This window comes from Streptomyces sp. NPDC028314, from assembly GCF_055565795.1.
Genome location: NZ_JBVHTP010000003.1, coordinates 248,141 through 263,597, shown reverse-complemented (window position 1 = coordinate 263,597; position 15,457 = coordinate 248,141). Strand labels below are relative to the sequence as shown.

16 protein-coding genes are annotated in these 15,457 nt (G+C 71.0%); 10 read left to right on the top strand and 6 right to left on the bottom strand.

The window, feature by feature from the left end; translation table 11 throughout:
* Positions 1 to 546 precede the first annotated feature (546 nt).
* Together ACZ4TG_RS08975 and ACZ4TG_RS08970 are read left to right on the top strand one after the other, a co-directional pair.
* Complete coding sequence (locus ACZ4TG_RS08975) at positions 547 to 735, top strand: CsbD family protein (protein WP_468160905.1); 189 nt, start codon at positions 547 to 549, stop codon at positions 733 to 735.
* Between the two features lie 143 nt (positions 736 to 878).
* Positions 879 to 2,099 carry a cytochrome P450 family protein gene (locus ACZ4TG_RS08970; protein ID WP_468160903.1) on the top strand — a complete coding sequence of 407 codons (1,221 nt, stop codon included), beginning with the start codon at positions 879 to 881 and terminating at the stop codon, positions 2,097 to 2,099.
* Positions 2,100 to 2,139: 40 nt separating this feature from the next.
* Here the strand turns inward: ACZ4TG_RS08970 and ACZ4TG_RS08965 are convergent, their stop codons facing one another.
* The gene (locus ACZ4TG_RS08965) at positions 2,140 to 2,658 is read right to left on the bottom strand and encodes a hypothetical protein (RefSeq protein ID WP_468160901.1); all 519 of its coding nucleotides are present in this window, start codon (positions 2,656 to 2,658) and stop codon (positions 2,140 to 2,142) included.
* 297 nt (positions 2,659 to 2,955) lie between these two features.
* Positions 2,956 to 3,795, bottom strand: a complete 840-nt coding sequence (locus tag ACZ4TG_RS08960) for a class II glutamine amidotransferase (RefSeq protein WP_468160899.1) — start codon at positions 3,793 to 3,795, stop codon at positions 2,956 to 2,958.
* A 318-nt stretch (positions 3,796 to 4,113) separates the two neighbouring features.
* Here ACZ4TG_RS08960 and ku point away from each other — a divergent pair, with 318 nt between their 5' ends.
* The 3 genes from ku to ACZ4TG_RS08945 all read left to right on the top strand — a co-directional run bounded on the left by ku (position 4,114) and on the right by ACZ4TG_RS08945 (position 6,409).
* Entirely contained in the window at positions 4,114 to 5,094 is a 981-nt protein-coding gene (ku, locus tag ACZ4TG_RS08955) for a non-homologous end joining protein Ku (protein WP_468160897.1), read from the top strand.
* 244 nt (positions 5,095 to 5,338) lie between these two features.
* A complete protein-coding gene (locus tag ACZ4TG_RS08950) occupies positions 5,339 to 5,743 on the top strand; it encodes a DUF5133 domain-containing protein (RefSeq protein ID WP_468160895.1) in 405 nt (134 codons plus the stop codon).
* Positions 5,744 to 5,791: 48 nt separating this feature from the next.
* Positions 5,792 to 6,409, top strand: a complete 618-nt coding sequence (locus ACZ4TG_RS08945; RefSeq protein WP_468160893.1) for a class I SAM-dependent DNA methyltransferase — start codon at positions 5,792 to 5,794, stop codon at positions 6,407 to 6,409.
* A gap of 31 nt (positions 6,410 to 6,440) precedes the next feature.
* Here the strand turns inward: ACZ4TG_RS08945 and ACZ4TG_RS08940 are convergent, their stop codons facing one another.
* Complete coding sequence (locus tag ACZ4TG_RS08940; protein ID WP_468160891.1) at positions 6,441 to 7,973, bottom strand: flavin-containing monooxygenase; 1,533 nt, start codon at positions 7,971 to 7,973, stop codon at positions 6,441 to 6,443.
* On the opposite strand from ACZ4TG_RS08940, the gene ACZ4TG_RS08935 reads away from it, so the two are divergent.
* A complete protein-coding gene (locus tag ACZ4TG_RS08935) occupies positions 7,961 to 9,055 on the top strand; it encodes a peptidoglycan recognition protein family protein (protein ID WP_468160889.1) in 1,095 nt (364 codons plus the stop codon). The two genes, ACZ4TG_RS08940 and ACZ4TG_RS08935, sit on opposite strands and share 13 nt — an antisense overlap.
* Positions 9,056 to 9,087: 32 nt before the next feature.
* Here ACZ4TG_RS08935 and ACZ4TG_RS08930 read toward each other — a convergent pair whose 3' ends face one another.
* Positions 9,088 to 9,915, bottom strand: a complete 828-nt coding sequence (locus tag ACZ4TG_RS08930) for a hypothetical protein (protein ID WP_468160887.1) — start codon at positions 9,913 to 9,915, stop codon at positions 9,088 to 9,090.
* Positions 9,916 to 10,427: 512 nt separating this feature from the next.
* On the opposite strand from ACZ4TG_RS08930, the gene ACZ4TG_RS08925 reads away from it, so the two are divergent.
* Entirely contained in the window at positions 10,428 to 10,700 is a 273-nt protein-coding gene (locus tag ACZ4TG_RS08925; protein ID WP_468160885.1) for a hypothetical protein, read from the top strand.
* 125 nt (positions 10,701 to 10,825) lie between these two features.
* Here ACZ4TG_RS08925 and ACZ4TG_RS08920 read toward each other — a convergent pair whose 3' ends face one another.
* A complete protein-coding gene (locus ACZ4TG_RS08920) occupies positions 10,826 to 11,245 on the bottom strand; it encodes an SSI family serine proteinase inhibitor (RefSeq protein ID WP_468160883.1) in 420 nt (139 codons plus the stop codon).
* Positions 11,246 to 11,688: 443 nt separating this feature from the next.
* On the opposite strand from ACZ4TG_RS08920, the gene ACZ4TG_RS08915 reads away from it, so the two are divergent.
* From ACZ4TG_RS08915 to ACZ4TG_RS08905, 3 genes are all read left to right on the top strand, one after another.
* Positions 11,689 to 12,009 carry an isoamylase early set domain-containing protein gene (locus ACZ4TG_RS08915; RefSeq protein WP_468160881.1) on the top strand — a complete coding sequence of 107 codons (321 nt, stop codon included), beginning with the start codon at positions 11,689 to 11,691 and terminating at the stop codon, positions 12,007 to 12,009.
* 129 nt (positions 12,010 to 12,138) lie between these two features.
* Positions 12,139 to 12,960 (top strand): lipase family protein, encoded by an 822-nt coding sequence (locus ACZ4TG_RS08910; RefSeq protein ID WP_468160879.1) that lies wholly within the window; start codon positions 12,139 to 12,141, stop codon positions 12,958 to 12,960.
* Positions 12,961 to 13,208: 248 nt separating this feature from the next.
* Positions 13,209 to 14,825, top strand: coding sequence for a serine/threonine-protein kinase (locus ACZ4TG_RS08905; protein ID WP_468160877.1), 1,617 nt, complete (start codon positions 13,209 to 13,211; stop codon positions 14,823 to 14,825).
* Here the strand turns inward: ACZ4TG_RS08905 and ACZ4TG_RS08900 are convergent.
* Positions 14,749 to 15,393: a hypothetical protein gene (locus ACZ4TG_RS08900; protein ID WP_468161446.1), complete on the bottom strand. Its 645-nt coding sequence runs from the start codon at positions 15,391 to 15,393 to the stop codon at positions 14,749 to 14,751. The two genes, ACZ4TG_RS08905 and ACZ4TG_RS08900, sit on opposite strands and share 77 nt — an antisense overlap.
* Positions 15,394 to 15,457: the final 64 nt, after the last annotated feature.

Here is a 15,457-nt window from a genome sequence, read left to right as displayed (position 1 = left end):
CCCGGCTGTCGCCCACGACGAAGCTGCCAGGCACTGCGTCGGCGTGAACCTGCGGACGGCGAGCCACCTCCAGCGGGTCTCTCCGCCCGCCGCCCGCCTCCCGCGCCCGCCTCGCGCGGCCCCCTCTGTCCGGCCTCCTTGCGGCCTCGGCCTGCTGCGCCATCTCTCGGCGCCGGCCGCCGGCCTTGCCCGCTCCAGGGCCCGCCCCACGTTCGCGGGATCCGTCCACCACGGTGGACCGAAGGCCGCTGCAGTCCATGTCAGCCGGGCCGAGCCCGATCGGGACCGCAGACCGCCCCGCCCCGCCCCGCCGCTTGCCGGGCCACCTGCCCCGCACACGCCGCGTCAAAGGGCTCTCCGGGTGCGTTGGCCCGGCTGGCGCATTCCGGGGTGCGCCAGTGCGCCGGCCCCCACATGATCAGAGGCGGAGTGCCACCCGAGCGGGCCGCTCGCCCAGGCCTCGTAGGAGGCCGCAGTCCGGGCGCGCCCGCCACTCCCCAGGCACCGGCGACACGCGCCGGGAGTCCGAACCGGAAGGAATCCACGATGGCTGACAAGGGCAAGATGGACCAGGCCAAGGGCAAGGCGAAGGAAGCCATGGGCAAGGTCACGGGCAAGGACCAGCTGAAGGCCGAGGGCAAGATGGACCAGGCCAAGGGGAAGGCGAAGGAAGCCATGTCCGACGCCGAAGAGCGTGCCCGCAGCACCAGGGACACCCTGCGCGACAAGAAGTAGCCCGTTCCGCGTCAGCGAAACGGCGCTCTCCTCAGCACCCCGAGCGCCCTGCCCCCACGCATCGGGCAGGGCGCTCGTACTACGGCGGGCGGGGGCAGGGTTGAGGCTCTCCACAGCTAGGGCGACGTACTCCTGGAGGCATCATGAGTGAGCGGCCGGTCCTGCTGCCCTACGCCGACCCGGCCTTCGTCGCGGACCCCTTCCCCCTTTACCGGCAACTGCGCGAGGACGCGCCCGTGCGCCGCGTCGTCATCGCGGGTGGTCTGGATGCCTGGCTCGTCACCCGCTACGAAGACGCACTCGTGGCCCTGTCCGACCCCCACCTGAGCAGCGACGTACGCGATGCCTCGGACACCCGGCTCCTGCAGCAGCTGCCAGAAGTGCAGCGCGAGTCGATGCTGAGCAACATGCTCCGCAGCGACCCGCCCGACCACACCCGCCTGCGCCGCCTGGTCTCCAAGGCGTTCACCGCCCGCAGAGTGGCCGAGCTGAGGCCCCGGATCCAGGCCGTCACCGACCGGCTGCTGGAGGCGGTCCTCCCGGCCGGCCACGCCGACATCGTGGCGGACTTCGCGCTGCCTCTCCCGGTCACGGTGATCAGCGAACTGCTCGGCGTGCCGGTGGACGACCGTCACGACTTCCAGCGCTGGACCGACCGCATGGTCATGCGGGGCGCGGAACCGCCGGACCCCGCCGTGGTGAACGAGGCGTGGCAGCACATGCGCGCCTACGTGACCGAGCTCATCCAGGCCAAACGGGCCCACCCCGGTGACGACCTGCTCAGCGCCCTCATCACCGCCCGGGACGAGGAACAGCAGCTGACCGAGGACGAGCTGATCGCCATGGTGTTCCTGCTGCTGGCGGCGGGCTACATCACCACGGTCAACTTGATCAGCGGCGGCATCGCCACGCTGCTCGCCCACCCCGACCAGATGGACCTGCTGCGCTCCGACCCCGAGCTGCTGCCGGGCGCGATCGAGGAGTTCCTCCGCTACGACGGCCCGGTCAGCCCCGGCATCGCCCGGTTCGCCCGCGAAGACGCCGAGATCGCGGGCGTGGCCATCCCGCGCGGTGCGACCGTACTGATCGCCTCGGCCATCGCCGACCGAGACCCGGCACGGTTCCCCGAACCCGACCGCCTGGACATCACCCGGCCGGACAACGCCCACCTCGCGTTCGGGCACGGCATCCACTACTGCCTCGGTGCGCCGCTGGCGCGGCTGGAGGGGCAGATCGCCATCGGCACCGCCCTGCGCCGCCTCCCAGGGCTCGCGATTGCCGTGGCACCGGAGGAGATCCGCTGGCGCCCCGGCGGACTGCGCGGGCCCCAGAGTCTGCCGGTGACCTTCACCCCCGGCGGCTGAAGCCTGGGGCCGCCTTGGCCGCGGTAGGGAACTCTTCCCGTCACTTGCAGAACTGAGCCAGTGCGGCTGCCGAGCCGGCGGCGTAGCCCTTCTCGTAGTTCGGGTCGAGCGGGGCGACACCCTGCTTCGGGGGTTCCTTCTTGCAGTCTTCCTTGGTGTCGGCGACGCCCTGCCGGTAGCCCTTGCGGTATTCGGCGCGGGCGTCCTGCTGCTCGGCCTCCTTGACCGTGGTGCAGGTGACCTTCGGGTCGTCGCCCTGTTGCATGGTGACCGGGACGACTCCGGCAGGCGGGATCGCCGTGAACACGAGCGTCCCGTCAGCCGCCGCCGCCGCAGCGCCCACGGGCTCTCCCTTTACCGTGACCTTGACGTCCTCACCGGGCTTGAAACCCTGACCCTTGAAGTCGAACTTTGTTGCATCCGCGGCGTTCTGCGTCACGCTGCATGTGGCAGCGGGGAGCGCCGCCTGGGCCGTACCCCCTAGGAAAGCCACCGAACCCAGCGCCAGCGACGACACCACCACGGGCGTCAGCACGGCCAGCCTGATACGTCGATTCATTGTTCCTTCTCCCGTCCGGGAGCTCGCGGACGTACATGATGCGGGGCCGCGGAGGGGGAAGGGCGGATACGCCTTCTTCAGGCGGCAGTCGCGCCTGGGAAGCGCGTCCGCAGGCCCAGAGGGCCGGTCCGCCGAGCAGACCCCTGAGGGTGGGCCCGATCCATCGGTCCCGCGTTCCAGGACGACCACAGCCCCGCCGGTGGCAGCCTGGGCAACCTCATCGGTCTGATTCCATCGTCCCGCCACGGACTCTCGGTGTCGACCGGGGGTCCCTTGCGTCGCCGGACCGTCACTGCGTCACTGGAATTCGGGGAAGAACGGAAGGTAGTCCGTATGAGGGCCCGACGGGATCACCGCGTAGCTGGCCTCGGGCAGTTCGTTCCACACACCGGGTAGGTCTCCCAGGGGCTCGGAAACCACCATCCGGGTCTCGTCGGAGACCCCTCTGAGGTAGTCGAGTTCCGGGTGGAGGTGGCGGACGGTCTCGGCCCGGCTGCTGTAGAAGAGCGAGCGGGATTTCCCCTGGCTGGAATAGCGGAAGGCCCAGACGCGCTCGCCGTCGCTCACCGCGACCGTCATCTGCAGCGGATCCGGCACGCCGTGTTCCTTGCCGAGATGCTCCACCAGGCCCGCCATACGGGCCACCGCACCCGGCACGTCCTGGTCGAGGCCGTAAGTGACCGCCAGATAGAACATCACCTCGGAGTCCGTCGACCCCTCGATGGACGGGAAGAGCGCCGGGTCGACGGCCATGCACAGGTCACGCTGCAGCCGGGGAAAGTCTGCGATGGCCCCGTTGTGCATCCACAGCCAGCGGCCGTGGCGGAACGGATGGCAGTTGGTCTGCTGGATCGCCGAACCGGTGGAGGCGCGGACGTGGGCGAAGAACAGGGGAGAACGGACATGCGCGGCGAGCTCGCGGAGGTTGCGGTTGTTCCAGGCCGGCCCGATGTCGCGGAACACCGCGGGCGTCCCGTCGCCGTCCGGGCTGTACCAGCCGATGCCGAATCCGTCACCGTTGGTCGATTCGACGCCCATCCGGGCATGGAGGCTCTGGTTGATCAGTGAGTGCTCCGGGCGGTACAGCACGGCGTCGAGCAGCATCGGTGTACCCGAGTAGGCGAGCCAGCGGCACATGCACACCATCCCCTTCGCAGCCTGTTCCGAGCCTAACGCCGGTGACGGCGCACTTCGCCTCGCCGGGCGGTCCGTGGCCGCGGCCTGCACGCGATCGGGCGCGTCGGCGTCGCGACACGGGAGCGGGACCTGGACCGGCAGCGGCAGCGGAGCGTTGACGTGTCGGGAGCTGGGTAGGCGCCCGGTGCGGGGTGCGGCCTTGGCCCTCATGGCCGCGACGGGGGCCGCATCCCGCACGCCCGGGCGCCGGTGGGGTGCGGACACGGCACGTGGCCAGGCGCCGGGGACACAGCGGCTACGCGAGGGACGGTGATCGTCATGGCGCGTCCAGTGTGGGCGGGGGTCCTGTCGTTCGGGCTGGTCAGCCTGCCGGTGGGCCTCTACACGGCGACCGACAGCCATACGATCCATTTCCATCAGCTGCAGCGCGGCACCTCCGACCGGATCCGCAACCGGCGCGTGAACGAGCGCACGGGCAAGGAGGTCGAGCTCGACGACATCGTCAAGGGCTACGAGAGCGGCGACGAGTACGTCCTGGTCGAGCCCGAGGAGCTCGACGACATAGCTCCGGGCCGCTCCCAGACCCTGGAGATCAGCGGCTTCGTCGACCTCGACCAGGTCGACCCGATCTTCTTCGACAAGACCTACTACCTGGGCCCCAAGGGCAAGGAGTACGGCAAGGTGTACGCCCTGCTGGAGAAGGCGCTGGCGAAGGCCAACCGGGCGGGCGTCGCGACGTTCGTGATGCGCGGCCGCGAGTACCTGGTCGCGCTGAAGGCCGAGAACGGCATCCTGACCCTGCACACCCTCCACTGGGCCGACGAGATCCGCGACCCGCGCAAGGAGATCCCCGGATTGCCCGGAAAGACGCAGGTCAGCGCGGGTGAGATGAAGATGGCTGACAAACTGATCAGCACCATGTCCATGGACTGGGACCCCGACAGCTTCCGGGACACCTTCCAGGAGAAGGTCTCCGCCCTCATCGAGGCGAAGAAGACAGGTGAGCGCGTCGAGAGGGCCGGGCCGCCGGCCAAGGCCACCGGCACCGTCGACCTCATGGACGCGCTGCGCGCGAGCGTCGAACGCGCTCGCAGCCCCAAGGCGACCGGCGAGAAGGCTACGACGGCGGCGGGGAAGCGGGCCGGGAAGCCGGCGGCGAAGAAGCGGATCAGCAGTGCCAAGGACCAGCCGCTCCAGTCGCTGACCAAGGCCGAGCTGTACAAGAGGGCCGCCGCCGCGAACGTACCCGGCCGCTCGACCATGACCCACGACCAGCTGGCCGAAGCGCTCGCCGCCTGAGGCGGAGGGCGATTCTTGACGTATGTCGGGCGGATGCCCACGATGCTGGTAGAAGAAGAACGACTCGAAGAACGACTCCTCCACCGCACCGGAACCCGCTCCCGCCTCACGTGATCGCGTCCCTCGAAGGCATGTGATCTCCATGACCGCCTACGTCCCTTTCTCGCCCGCTCCAGAGGGGCCTCACCTCCCCGACGCGCCGGCGCCGCCCGAGCCGGCCGTGTCGTGGGCGGTGGGCATGCTGATGGCGACGACCCCCGCCCCGGCTGATGTGGCTGACCGGATCCTGTCGGCGGCGGCCGCATATGCCCAGCTCACCGCGGCCGAGCTGGCGGCAGCGATGGTCGCCGCATCCCGGGGCACGCCCGTCCCCGTCCGCATCGAGCGTGCCCTTCGCCATGCCGTACAGGCGGCCCAGACCCCGGGCACCGCACCTTCCACGCCCGAGCCGCACCTCATGCCGAGCCGTACGGACGCCGAACAGGCCCTCGGCCGGTTCTTCGATGCCCGTGTGCGACTGTCCGCCGCCCCCACCGACGACGCCGCACGCCGCGCCATGGAGGACGCCCTCTACACCTTGTGCGTGCTGATGGCGCAGCCTTCCGCGTACGCGGCGGTACACGACGCGCTCCAGTACACGGAGGGCTGACTCCTCACCGGCCGGTGGATGCCGTCCGCCGCTGGCTACGGTGATGTCATGGACTACTGGAACCACAACGTGCACTATCACCCGGTGGTGCTGGGGGCCGTACCGGACATATGCAACGCGGCCCTGGACATCGGGTGCGGTGAGGGACTGATGGTGCGCAAGCTGGCCCAGCGAGTCCGTACGGTGACCGGCGTGGACAGCTCCGCCGAGATGATCCGTCTGGCCCGGGAACGCGGCTCTCACCTCCGCAATGCGACGTTCGCCGAGGTGGACTTCCTCGACGGCTCGTACGGCCTGCTGACCCAGGGCACCTACGACTTCGTCAGCGCCGTAGCGGTGGTCCACCACGTCGACTTCTCGCAGGCGATCAAGGCCATGGCCGGGCTGCTCGCGCCGGGCGGGCGTCTGGTGGTCCTCGGCCTCGCCCGCAACCGGACTCCGCTGGACTGGATCATCAGCGGTGTCGGCGTCCCGGCAGCCTGGCTCAACGCGCGCCGCCACGGAGGCAAGACCGACCCGCAGGGCATGCCCATCCACATGCCCGCCATGGCGTGGCGCGAGGTTCGTGCGGAGGCGACGCGCCTGCTGCCGGGATGTCGCTTCCGCCGCCACCTGCTCTGGCGTTACTCACTCGTGTGGGACAAGCCTGCCGAAGGCGCGGGATGAGCTCCGCGCGGTCGCCTCGGCTGTCGCGGCTTCACCGGCTGATCTCTTCCCCGTGCACCGTGGGGGCCGGCGCCGAGCGGGGCGCGGGCGCCGTCCACGTGTAGGCACCGGGGTCGAAGCGGCCCAGCCGGCGGACGAGGTGCCCGGTGGACCAGGGCCACGCGAAGGTGTTGCGGCCTCGGGCGGAGAAGTAGTAGCTGCTGCAGCCGCCGGAGTTGTAGACCGTGGTCGCCAACGCCGCCTGCAGCGCGGTGTTGTGGGCGGCCTGTGCGGCTGGGGTGACGTCGAGCGCATGATGGCCGCCGCGGTCGAGGTGGCCGAGCGCGCAGACCAGGTGGGTCAGTTGCGCTTCCAGGACGGTGATCGCGGAGGCCGAGCCACCGAGCAGATTGGGCCCGAGCAGCAGGAAGAGATTGGGAAAGCCACTGACGGTGGTGCCCAGGTACGCCTGGGGTTCGCCTCCCCACACCTCTTCGAGGCTCCGGCCGTTCGCCCCGTACAGACTCCGCGCCAGCGGCAGCTCGCCGACGCGGAAGCCCGTGGCCTCCACGAGTACGTCGGTCCGTACCGCGGTGCCGTCGGCGCCGATGACCTCGTTGCCGCGTACGGCCGTCACCGCAGTGGGGTGCAGGTGAACATGCGGTTGCGTCAGCGCGGGGTAGAAGGTGCTGGAGGTCAGCAGACGCTTGCAGCCGAGCAGGTACTTCGGCGTGAGGTCCCGCCGCAGCTTCGGGTCGTGAACGGCCAGCCGAAGATGCGCGCGGGCTCCGATCTCCAGCAGGCGGGCGACCCGAGGGTGGCGGAAGGCGTAGCCGAAGCCCTCCTGAAGGGCGTACTGGCCGGCGCGCAGGGCAGCGCGGCTGCCGGGCAGACGGTCCATGGCCCGGTTGAACAGTGGGGGCAACGGCAGGTCGGGTTTGGGCAGCACCCACTGCGCGGTGCGCTGGAAAAGGTGCACGGCGGCCGCCCGGGCCTGCACCGCAGGGACGATCTGCACGGCGGACGCTCCGCTCCCCACCACGGTCACCCGACGGCCGGCGAGGTCGACGCCGTCGTCCCAGAGGGCGGTGTGGAGCACGGGCCCGTCGAAGTCCTCGATCCCCGGTACGTCAAGACGACGCGGGACGTGCCAGGGACCCGTGGCCAGGACCAGCGCCGCGGCGCGGTAGGGCCCGTCGCTGGTCTCCAGCAGCCAGCGCCCGGCCGTCGGATCCCACCGGGCCGCCAGCACGCGAACTCCGCAGCGCAGGACGGCCCCGAGGCCGTAGCGTTCGGCCGTCGCCCGCAGGTATCCGTGGATCTCGCGCTGCCCGGCGAACAGCCGGGTCCACTCGGTACCGGGGGTGAAGGAGTAGCTGTAGAGCGTCGAAGGCACGTCGCACGCACAGCCGGGATACGTGTTCTCCCTCCACGTGCCGCCCAACTGCTCGCCCTTCTCCAGGACGAGAACATCGCGCACACCCGCCTCGCGCAGCCGGACAGCGGCGCCGATGCCCGAGAACCCCGCGCCGACGACCACGACCCGCACGTCCTTCGGAGGCCGGGCGGCCTGTGCCGGAATCACAGCGCGACCCCGGCCGCCATACCGGTGCCGCTGCCGGCGAACCTGCTTCCTGCCTGCATGAGTGCCCACTCTCACCCGGGCCCGCTGCGCTTCGCGGCAGGGCGCCGCGTCGTCGCGGTCCGCGAGCAGTGAATGGTCCCGGACCGATCACCCGCGTGGCGCAGGGGCCACCTGCGCCGACGACCGGTGCAGAAACCTCACGAGCTGCGGTTTCTCCCCAACTCCGGCCGCTGTCTCGTCACTCGAATGAGGCAACGCAGGCAAGGCTGACGCGCGTCTCCGTGCGTTCCTTCTTGAACGACCGGTCGTTGAGCCGCGTGTGGGCGAACAGCGGTGACAGCGGTGACAGCGGTGACGGCGGCGGTGATCGGGCTCTGCGTCTCGTGGAGGACGTGTCGGTGCGTGGCGAGGGCGGGGTCCCGGTGCCTGGGCGTCGTGGGCTGATCGGCCGCCGGAGGGTGCTTGCCGCTGCGCTGGGTGTCGGGCCGGGGGTATGGGTGCCTGGCGTCCGGGCCTCAGCGTCGGTGGTTGCGGGCGGTCCGGAAATCTTCGGCTGTGAGGCGTGGGGTGCTCGGCCGCCGACGGGGCCCGTCACGGTTCTTTCCTCTCCGCCCCGGGGGATCGTGGTCCACCACACGGCGACGGCGAACGGGGATGACTTCTCGCTGCGGCGTGCTTTCGCCCTCGCCCGGGCGGTCCAGAGCCTTCACATGGACACCCGGGGGTGGGTCGACACAGGCCAGCACTTCACCGTCAGCCGTGGCGCGTACGTCACCGAAGGGCGCCACCACAGTCTCGCCGAACTGTCCGAGGGGCTGAGGCAGGTCCGGTCCGCCCACTGCGTCGGCCAGAACGACGTGGCCGTCGGCATCGAGACCGAGGGCACCTATACGCGAGTGGACCCGCCTGCCGGCCAGTACGAGGCGCTCGTGTCGTTGTGCGCGTACGTCTGTGGGCAGTACGGGCTGGCGCCGTACGAGATCCACGGCCATCGGGACTTCAACCACACCGCCTGCCCCGGGGACCGTCTCTACGCTCTTCTCCCGCGCCTGCGGGACGACGTCGCCGCCAGGCTGGACTGAGGGCGGCGCCGGCCGCTCTCACGTCCCGAGGGTCACTTCGGCGCAACAGCCCCTGAGTCCGGCGACTGCTGGAGTCCGGACGCGTCGACCGCCTCGAAGTCCGATCCCTTGATGTTCTTGAGTCCGTCGAGCTGGGCATTGTCCCAGCCGGGGTTCTCCTCACCGGAGATGTACCAGGCCGAGCCGTTGTCCGCGACGATGGCGCCGTACTTCTTCAGCGCCTCGGCCACGGCCTTGGCCTGCGGGGCCAGGTTCGAGGTGTCCACCGAGCTCTTGAGCCGCAGTCGCAGCCCCATGGGAGGCAGCGACTTGTCCGCCGCGGAGCCCGCCTGGTGCCGTGCGGGCCAGAGGTAGCTCTGGTCCGAGCGGGGCACGGTGATGCGGATCGCGTGGTCGATCTGCCCGCTTGCCGCCTCCTCGTAGCGCACCAGGCCGGGGAGGATGGCAAGGCCGGCGGCATCGGCCGAGGTCCACCCGTCGGGCCGCAGCTGGTTGGTCCGCAGATCGAAGACCGCGCCCCCGCCGGCATGCCAGGCATTGCCGCCTTGCGGCTTCGCGTTCCAGAGCTCGTAGGACTTGCACAGGGCGCGGTCCCAGACGACGACGTGCCGGTCCTCGGTGCTCGCCGGACCGTTCTCGATCTTGGCGTTCTGCGGGATCCGGTACCCGGACTTGTCGCTCTCCTCCGCGTAGTCCAGGGAGACCTTCGATTCGGGCACCTGCGCGTCCGAGACGGTGATGGGGATGCCGAAGGGCACGCCGTCTATGAGCCCCGACCCGAAGTCGGGGTGCAGGGATTTCGTGGACCCGATCGAGGAGACGTACTGGGCAGAGCTCGGGTGTGCGGGAAGCTTGTCCACGGGCGCACGCCAGAAACTGTCCGGCAGCGAGGTCTGGCAGGAATCGTCGGCCGCCGACAACCGTGTTGCATGCGAGCCGGCAGCAAGAGCCCCATCCGTCGCGGAGGGAGCGCGCCCATCGGAACCCGCGTATCCGGACAACAGACACGTGGCGGCAACGGCGGCAACGGCGGCGATGGCGGGTTTGCCATTGACCGAACGCAAAGCTGCTGTGCGCTTCATTGTCATCCTCATCCCGGGTGTCCCTTCCAGCGTAGGCACGTTCCCGCACCTGCGCATTGCCCGCTCAGGGCCAGCGGCACGGTCCGGCGGAGAGGGCCCAGCGGGTGCGTGCGGTAAGGGGCTGTTCTAGCGTCGAAGGAGGGGGAGGTTCTGCCGAGCCGGTCCGGTGCGGGGCCCGTGACCAGTGGCTGTAGGCCGGCCGCATGCGCTCGGCGCCGTCCCCACGCGGATCGCGGATCCGGCACCCCAGATTCCGGGCCGCGCGAAGACCCGGAGAGCAGGTGCGTCCCATGCGCACGTCGACCCGTATCGCAGGTGCCCTGACCGGCCTGACCCTGGCGCTCGGTGGCGCGGCCTTCGCGGCCCCCGCCGCCCACGCGGACGTCACGGCCTGCATCAACCAGGTCGAGCGGGAGCTACAGGGTGGTGAGGCCCCGGAATCGGTCCGGACGGCGTGTTCCGCCGGGCTGACCGGCGACCAAGCGCAATGTGTGACCGGTCTGACCGGGAGCGGTGTGACGAACGGGACCGCCACGGCCGCCTGCCGGGTGGCCCCCAAGTAGGGGCTCCGCGCGGCTGTGCCCCTTGGCGCTTGGCGGGGGTGTCCGCCCCCGCCTGGCGGGGGTGTCCGCCCCCGCCAGGCGGGGGCGGGGCGGACGGGGAGAGGGGACGGCCCTGGGCCGGGCGGTCAGAACGCGAAGACGGCGTTTCCGTTGAGGGTTGCGGACATGGCGCACGCGTTGGAGAAGGTGTGCTTCCAGGAGATGCGGCTGCCCTGCCAGACGCCGTCCGCGGTGACGGTGACGGGGTCGTAGTGCATCGGGCAGGCGCGGTTGGTGTCCGGGGCCGCCAGGAGCGTGTCGAGGGAGCCGGCGGTGGCGGTGAGCGCCGCACAGGCGGCCCGGGGGTCGGGGTGCGTTCCCTGGGCGGTCGGGGCGCAGCTGACGGTGGACGCCCGCAGGACGGTGGCGTTGTCGTCGCCCTGGGCGACGGCGAGGACCACGGCGGACGGCGCGTACAGGCTGTCGGGCTTTGCCTCCGCGACGCCGGTGGCGCCGGCCAGGGTCAGGAGGGCGGCGGCGGAGATGGCAGCGATGCGGTGACGCACGATGGAACTCTCTTTCAATTCGAAGGATAGAAGCAGCAGTTGGCTGCGTTATGTCGACTGGACGCCGCTGAGTCTGTCGGGTGTGAAGGTCGCATGCACATCGAGGACCGATTTACAGACATCTCGTTCGATTATCGGCGACCGAATGGTCGTTCAGGCAGCTCAGGCGGGGGGCGCGCCCTGCCCGACGACGTGCGAACGGAGGGGGATACGGGGAGTGACGCCCCGTGCGAGAGCCGTTGACCTGCTGTCGGCCGCCGGCGGTTCATCGAACGTCCATCCAGGCTGACCGGATAGTGCCGGTTCCCCCGGGGGACGCGGGTTCTGAGGGGGCGGCCGTCCCCCGCATTCCGGACTGCTTCCGCTGCGGATCGTGGCGAGAGGGTGATGTGCGTCGCTGATGCGGATGCGTCGGAATGCGGGGGCGAGGTCCGGTGCCGAGGATGGAGCACATCCCACCCGCCCCGCGCCGTCAGGAGTCGATCCCCATGCTGGAGCGCACGCTGCGCAAGGACCGCACCGAGGTCACCTTCATCCTTCCCGCCGACACCCCGCCCGGGCCGGTCAGCGTGGTGGGCGACTTCAACGACTGGCAGCCCGGCGTCCACACCCTGAACCCGCGCCAGGACGGAAAGCGGGCCGTCACGGTCGAGCTGCCGGCCGAGACCACGCACTCCTTCCGATACCTCGCCGCCGGGGACTACTGGTTCAACGACGAGAACGCCGGCGACCAGGACGGCCCCAACAGCCGCCTCCACACCTGACCGGCCCAACCGGCGTGACGCGGGGCCGCCCCGGGCGTTGGGTCCGGCGGCGCATGCCGTCAGCGTGACGGCCCTGCCGCCGGCGCCCGACTCCACTCTCAAGCCGCGGATTCCCGAGAGGACTCACCCGTGCCCGTACCGACCTCGATCGACCACCACGCCAAGGAGTACAGCCTCGCGCACGCGTACTGCCTGGCCCAAGTGGCCGATCTGGCCTACAAAGCCGAGCCGGTGATCGGGGAAAAGGCGCACGAGTGGGGCTTCGACCGGGTGCGCCACCACCACACCCGGTTCTCCCCGCCGTTCCCGCTCCAGGACACCCAGGCCTTCACCATGGCCAGCGACCACATGATCATCACCTCGTTCCGCGGAACGGAGCCGGCCCAGATCCGCGACTGGCTCTCGGACGCGACGACCCCGCCGTGGCCGGGGCCGGCGAAGACGGGCTACATCCACTACGGATTCGGCGAAGCCCTCGAATCCGTGTACCCCGACGTACGGGCCGCCATCGCCGAACTGCGCACCAACGGCCAGAGCGTCTGGCTGACCGGCCACAGCCTCGGCGGCGCCCTCGCCATGCTCGCGGGCGCCCGCCTCCACCTCGAGGACCCCAAGCTCACCGCCGACGGCATCTACACCTTCGGCCAGCCCCGCACCTGTGACCGACTCCTTGCCACCGCATGCAACAAGGGCCTGACCGAGCGCATCCACCGCTTCGTCAACAACAACGACGTCGTCCCCCAGCTCCCGCCCGAGCCCGCATACACCCACGTCGACACGCTGCGCTACATCGACGCCTCGGGGAAGGTCCGCGAGTCGATGACGCTGCTGGGGGGCCTCGCGGACCGGGCGAAGGGGTTGACGGCCGATCCCTTCGCCCCGGCCGGTGACGGCGTGCGCGACCACTCGATCGGTCGGTACATCGCCGCGCTCAGGACCAACCTCGCCTGACCCGCGCCCTGGTGCGGAGCGGTCCCTGGGCGCGGGGAGGCGGGCAAGGTCACGAGCTACGCGGCTTCACCAGATCGCCGCGGGGATGGCAACAGCTGCCGCCGCGCTCGGCTGTGCCATCGCCGCAGGACCGCCCGCGGCTTCACTTCCTCAGCACGTGGACGGGTCATGGCGCGGAACGCCACCGTTTAGGGTTGTGCAGGTCAACCCATCGGTTGACCAGGGGGAATCCGGGGGACTGGGGGGCCATGAACAGCGCGACCGAGGTGTTCCAGCCGTTGCTGGCGGACGATCCGCAGGCCGTGGCGGGCTACCGCCTGGTGGCCCGGCTCGGCGCGGGCGGCATGGGCCGGGTGTACCTCTCGCACACTCAGGGCGGACGCCCGGTGGCGATCAAGGTGGTGCGGCCGGAGCTGGCCGAGGACCCGGCGTTCCTGAGGCGGTTCCGCCGTGAGGTGGAGGCGGCAAGGCGGGTACGGGGGGCCTACACCGCCGAGTTGATCGACGCCGAGGTCGACGGGGTGCCGCCCTGGCTGGCCACCCTGTACGTGCCCGGGCCCTCGCTTGCGGAGGCCGTCGCCCGGCGCGGACCGCTGCCGGCGCCCGCGGTGCTGTGGCTGGTGGCGGGGGTGGCCGAGGCCCTGCAAGTCATCCACGGTGCGGGCATCGTGCACCGGGACCTGAAGCCGTCGAACGTGCTCCTCGCGGCCGACGGGCCCCGTGTCATCGACTTCGGGATCTCGCTGGCGTCCGGCACCACCGCGCACACCGCCACGGGCGCCGCCATCGGAACGCCTCATTTCATGGCTCCCGAACAGGCGTTGGCGGGCGAGGCCACGGCAGCCACCGACATCTTCGCGCTGGGCCAGACGGCGGCGTTCGCGGCGCTCGGCGAGCCGCTGTACGGAGACGGCCCCTCGATGACCGTGCTGTACCGGATCGTGCATTCCGACCCCGACCTGTCCCGGCTGCCCGAGCCGTTGCGTCCGCTGATCGCCCGCTGCCTGGCCGCCGATCCGCAGGAGCGGGCCACCCCGGCGGAGATCGTGGCGTGGTGCCGACAGCACCTCGGCGGGGACGCCGGCGCGGGCGGCGGCCCCGCCGTCTGGCGGGAGGTGATGGGGCCGGAGGTCGCGATCCCCGCGCCCGCCCCGGATCCCACCCCGGTGGACACGCTCCCGCTGCTCGCGCGGCCGCCGCACCTCCCGGCGCCGGACGGGCCGCAGGAGCGGCGGACGCGCCGACGCCGTACCGCGCTGATCACGGTCGCGGCGGTGACGACAGGGGTACTGCTGCTCACCGGACTTGCCTGGCAGGTCATGGACGCGGCGGACCGGCTGCGCGACCGGGACACGTCGTCGGGATCCGCCGGCTCGGCCGCGTCGGCGCCGCGGACGCCCCCGGCATCGGGGTCGCCCGGCTCCGTGACCGGCAGCCGGACGCCGGGACTTTCCGGATCCGCACCGAGCACGCCCGCGCCGCCGAAGGCCGTCCCCCACCCCTCGTTGAGCCTGTACGAGGACACCTCGATCGGCATCAAGGACCCGGTCCGGCGCGATGACCGCTCGGGGGACATCCGGCTGAACTGCGCCGCGGTCGGCTGCGAGCTGGAGAGCGACTCGAGCGCGTTCCTCCTCCTGTACGGCGAGCCGCACGGCTCGCTCGACGACTGCCGGCTCCTCCTCGCGAGCGCCACCTCGCGACGACTTCCGCTGGCCGCGGCAGCGGGCGGCAGCGAGATCTGCGTCAAGCACCCGTCGGGAGACATCGCACTGCTCGTGGTCCAGATCAAATCGACCGCGCGGGTGAAGGGCGTACAGAGCTTCCTGACCCTGGACATGACGGTCTGGCCCGCGGCCGCGTAGCCGTCCCCGCCGGCCCGGCGAGCGGCCGGCTCGCCGGCGGACTGCTGATCGGCGCCGACCAATTCGGCACCGGCTGGCGGTCGGTGCTCTGGATCAACGTGCCGATCGGGATCGCCGTCATCCTCTTCGAGGCGAACTCCGTACCGGAATCCCGCGACGGGCACGCAAGCCGGGCGAGGTGATCCTGGTCTTCCTGGACGTAGCTCTTGGCAGCTCCGGGGATGTCGGGCAGGGGGTGGTCAGCGATGGAGATGTACCGTCCCCCTGGCGCGAGGGCGGGACCTGCGTCGATGCCTGCGGTGTCCAGTACGGCCGTGTAGGTGCGGCGGGGTAGGTCGGCCGGGATGTGCCAGACGTCTTCGGCGCCGAGTTCCCGGGCCGCGTCGAGGTGCTCGGGGCGTGAGACCAGGGCGTCGACGGTGGCTCCGGTGTGGCGGGCGAGTTGGACGGCGATACCGCCCACGGCACCGGCCAGATCCCACCCCAAGGTGGCGGGGAGTTGGCGCCCGACTTCCCATGCGCGGGTTTTCCAGTCCACCGGGTTCAGGCTGCTGGCGACGGTACGGATCAGTACTTCGCCGACTCCTGGAGTGGGCTGGGGAACCTCCCGGACGGACAGAACTTCGGGCCCG

What these genes read in the sequence shown, in the direction of transcription:
- ACZ4TG_RS08975 (WP_468160905.1), top strand. Translation starts at nt 547, where the DNA reads ATGGCTGACAAGGGCAAGATGGACCAGGCCAAGGGCAAGGCGAAGGAA.
- ACZ4TG_RS08970 (WP_468160903.1), top strand. Translation starts at nt 879, where the DNA reads ATGAGTGAGCGGCCGGTCCTGCTGCCCTACGCCGACCCGGCCTTCGTC.
- ACZ4TG_RS08965 (WP_468160901.1), bottom strand. Translation starts at nt 2,658, where the DNA reads ATGAATCGACGTATCAGGCTGGCCGTGCTGACGCCCGTGGTGGTGTCG.
- ACZ4TG_RS08960 (WP_468160899.1), bottom strand. Translation starts at nt 3,795, where the DNA reads ATGTGCCGCTGGCTCGCCTACTCGGGTACACCGATGCTGCTCGACGCC.
- ku (WP_468160897.1), top strand. Translation starts at nt 4,114, where the DNA reads ATGGCGCGTCCAGTGTGGGCGGGGGTCCTGTCGTTCGGGCTGGTCAGC.
- ACZ4TG_RS08950 (WP_468160895.1), top strand. Translation starts at nt 5,339, where the DNA reads ATGGCGACGACCCCCGCCCCGGCTGATGTGGCTGACCGGATCCTGTCG.
- ACZ4TG_RS08945 (WP_468160893.1), top strand. Translation starts at nt 5,792, where the DNA reads ATGGACTACTGGAACCACAACGTGCACTATCACCCGGTGGTGCTGGGG.
- ACZ4TG_RS08925 (WP_468160885.1), top strand. Translation starts at nt 10,428, where the DNA reads ATGCGCACGTCGACCCGTATCGCAGGTGCCCTGACCGGCCTGACCCTG.
- ACZ4TG_RS08915 (WP_468160881.1), top strand. Translation starts at nt 11,689, where the DNA reads ATGGAGCACATCCCACCCGCCCCGCGCCGTCAGGAGTCGATCCCCATG.
- ACZ4TG_RS08905 (WP_468160877.1), top strand. Translation starts at nt 13,209, where the DNA reads ATGAACAGCGCGACCGAGGTGTTCCAGCCGTTGCTGGCGGACGATCCG.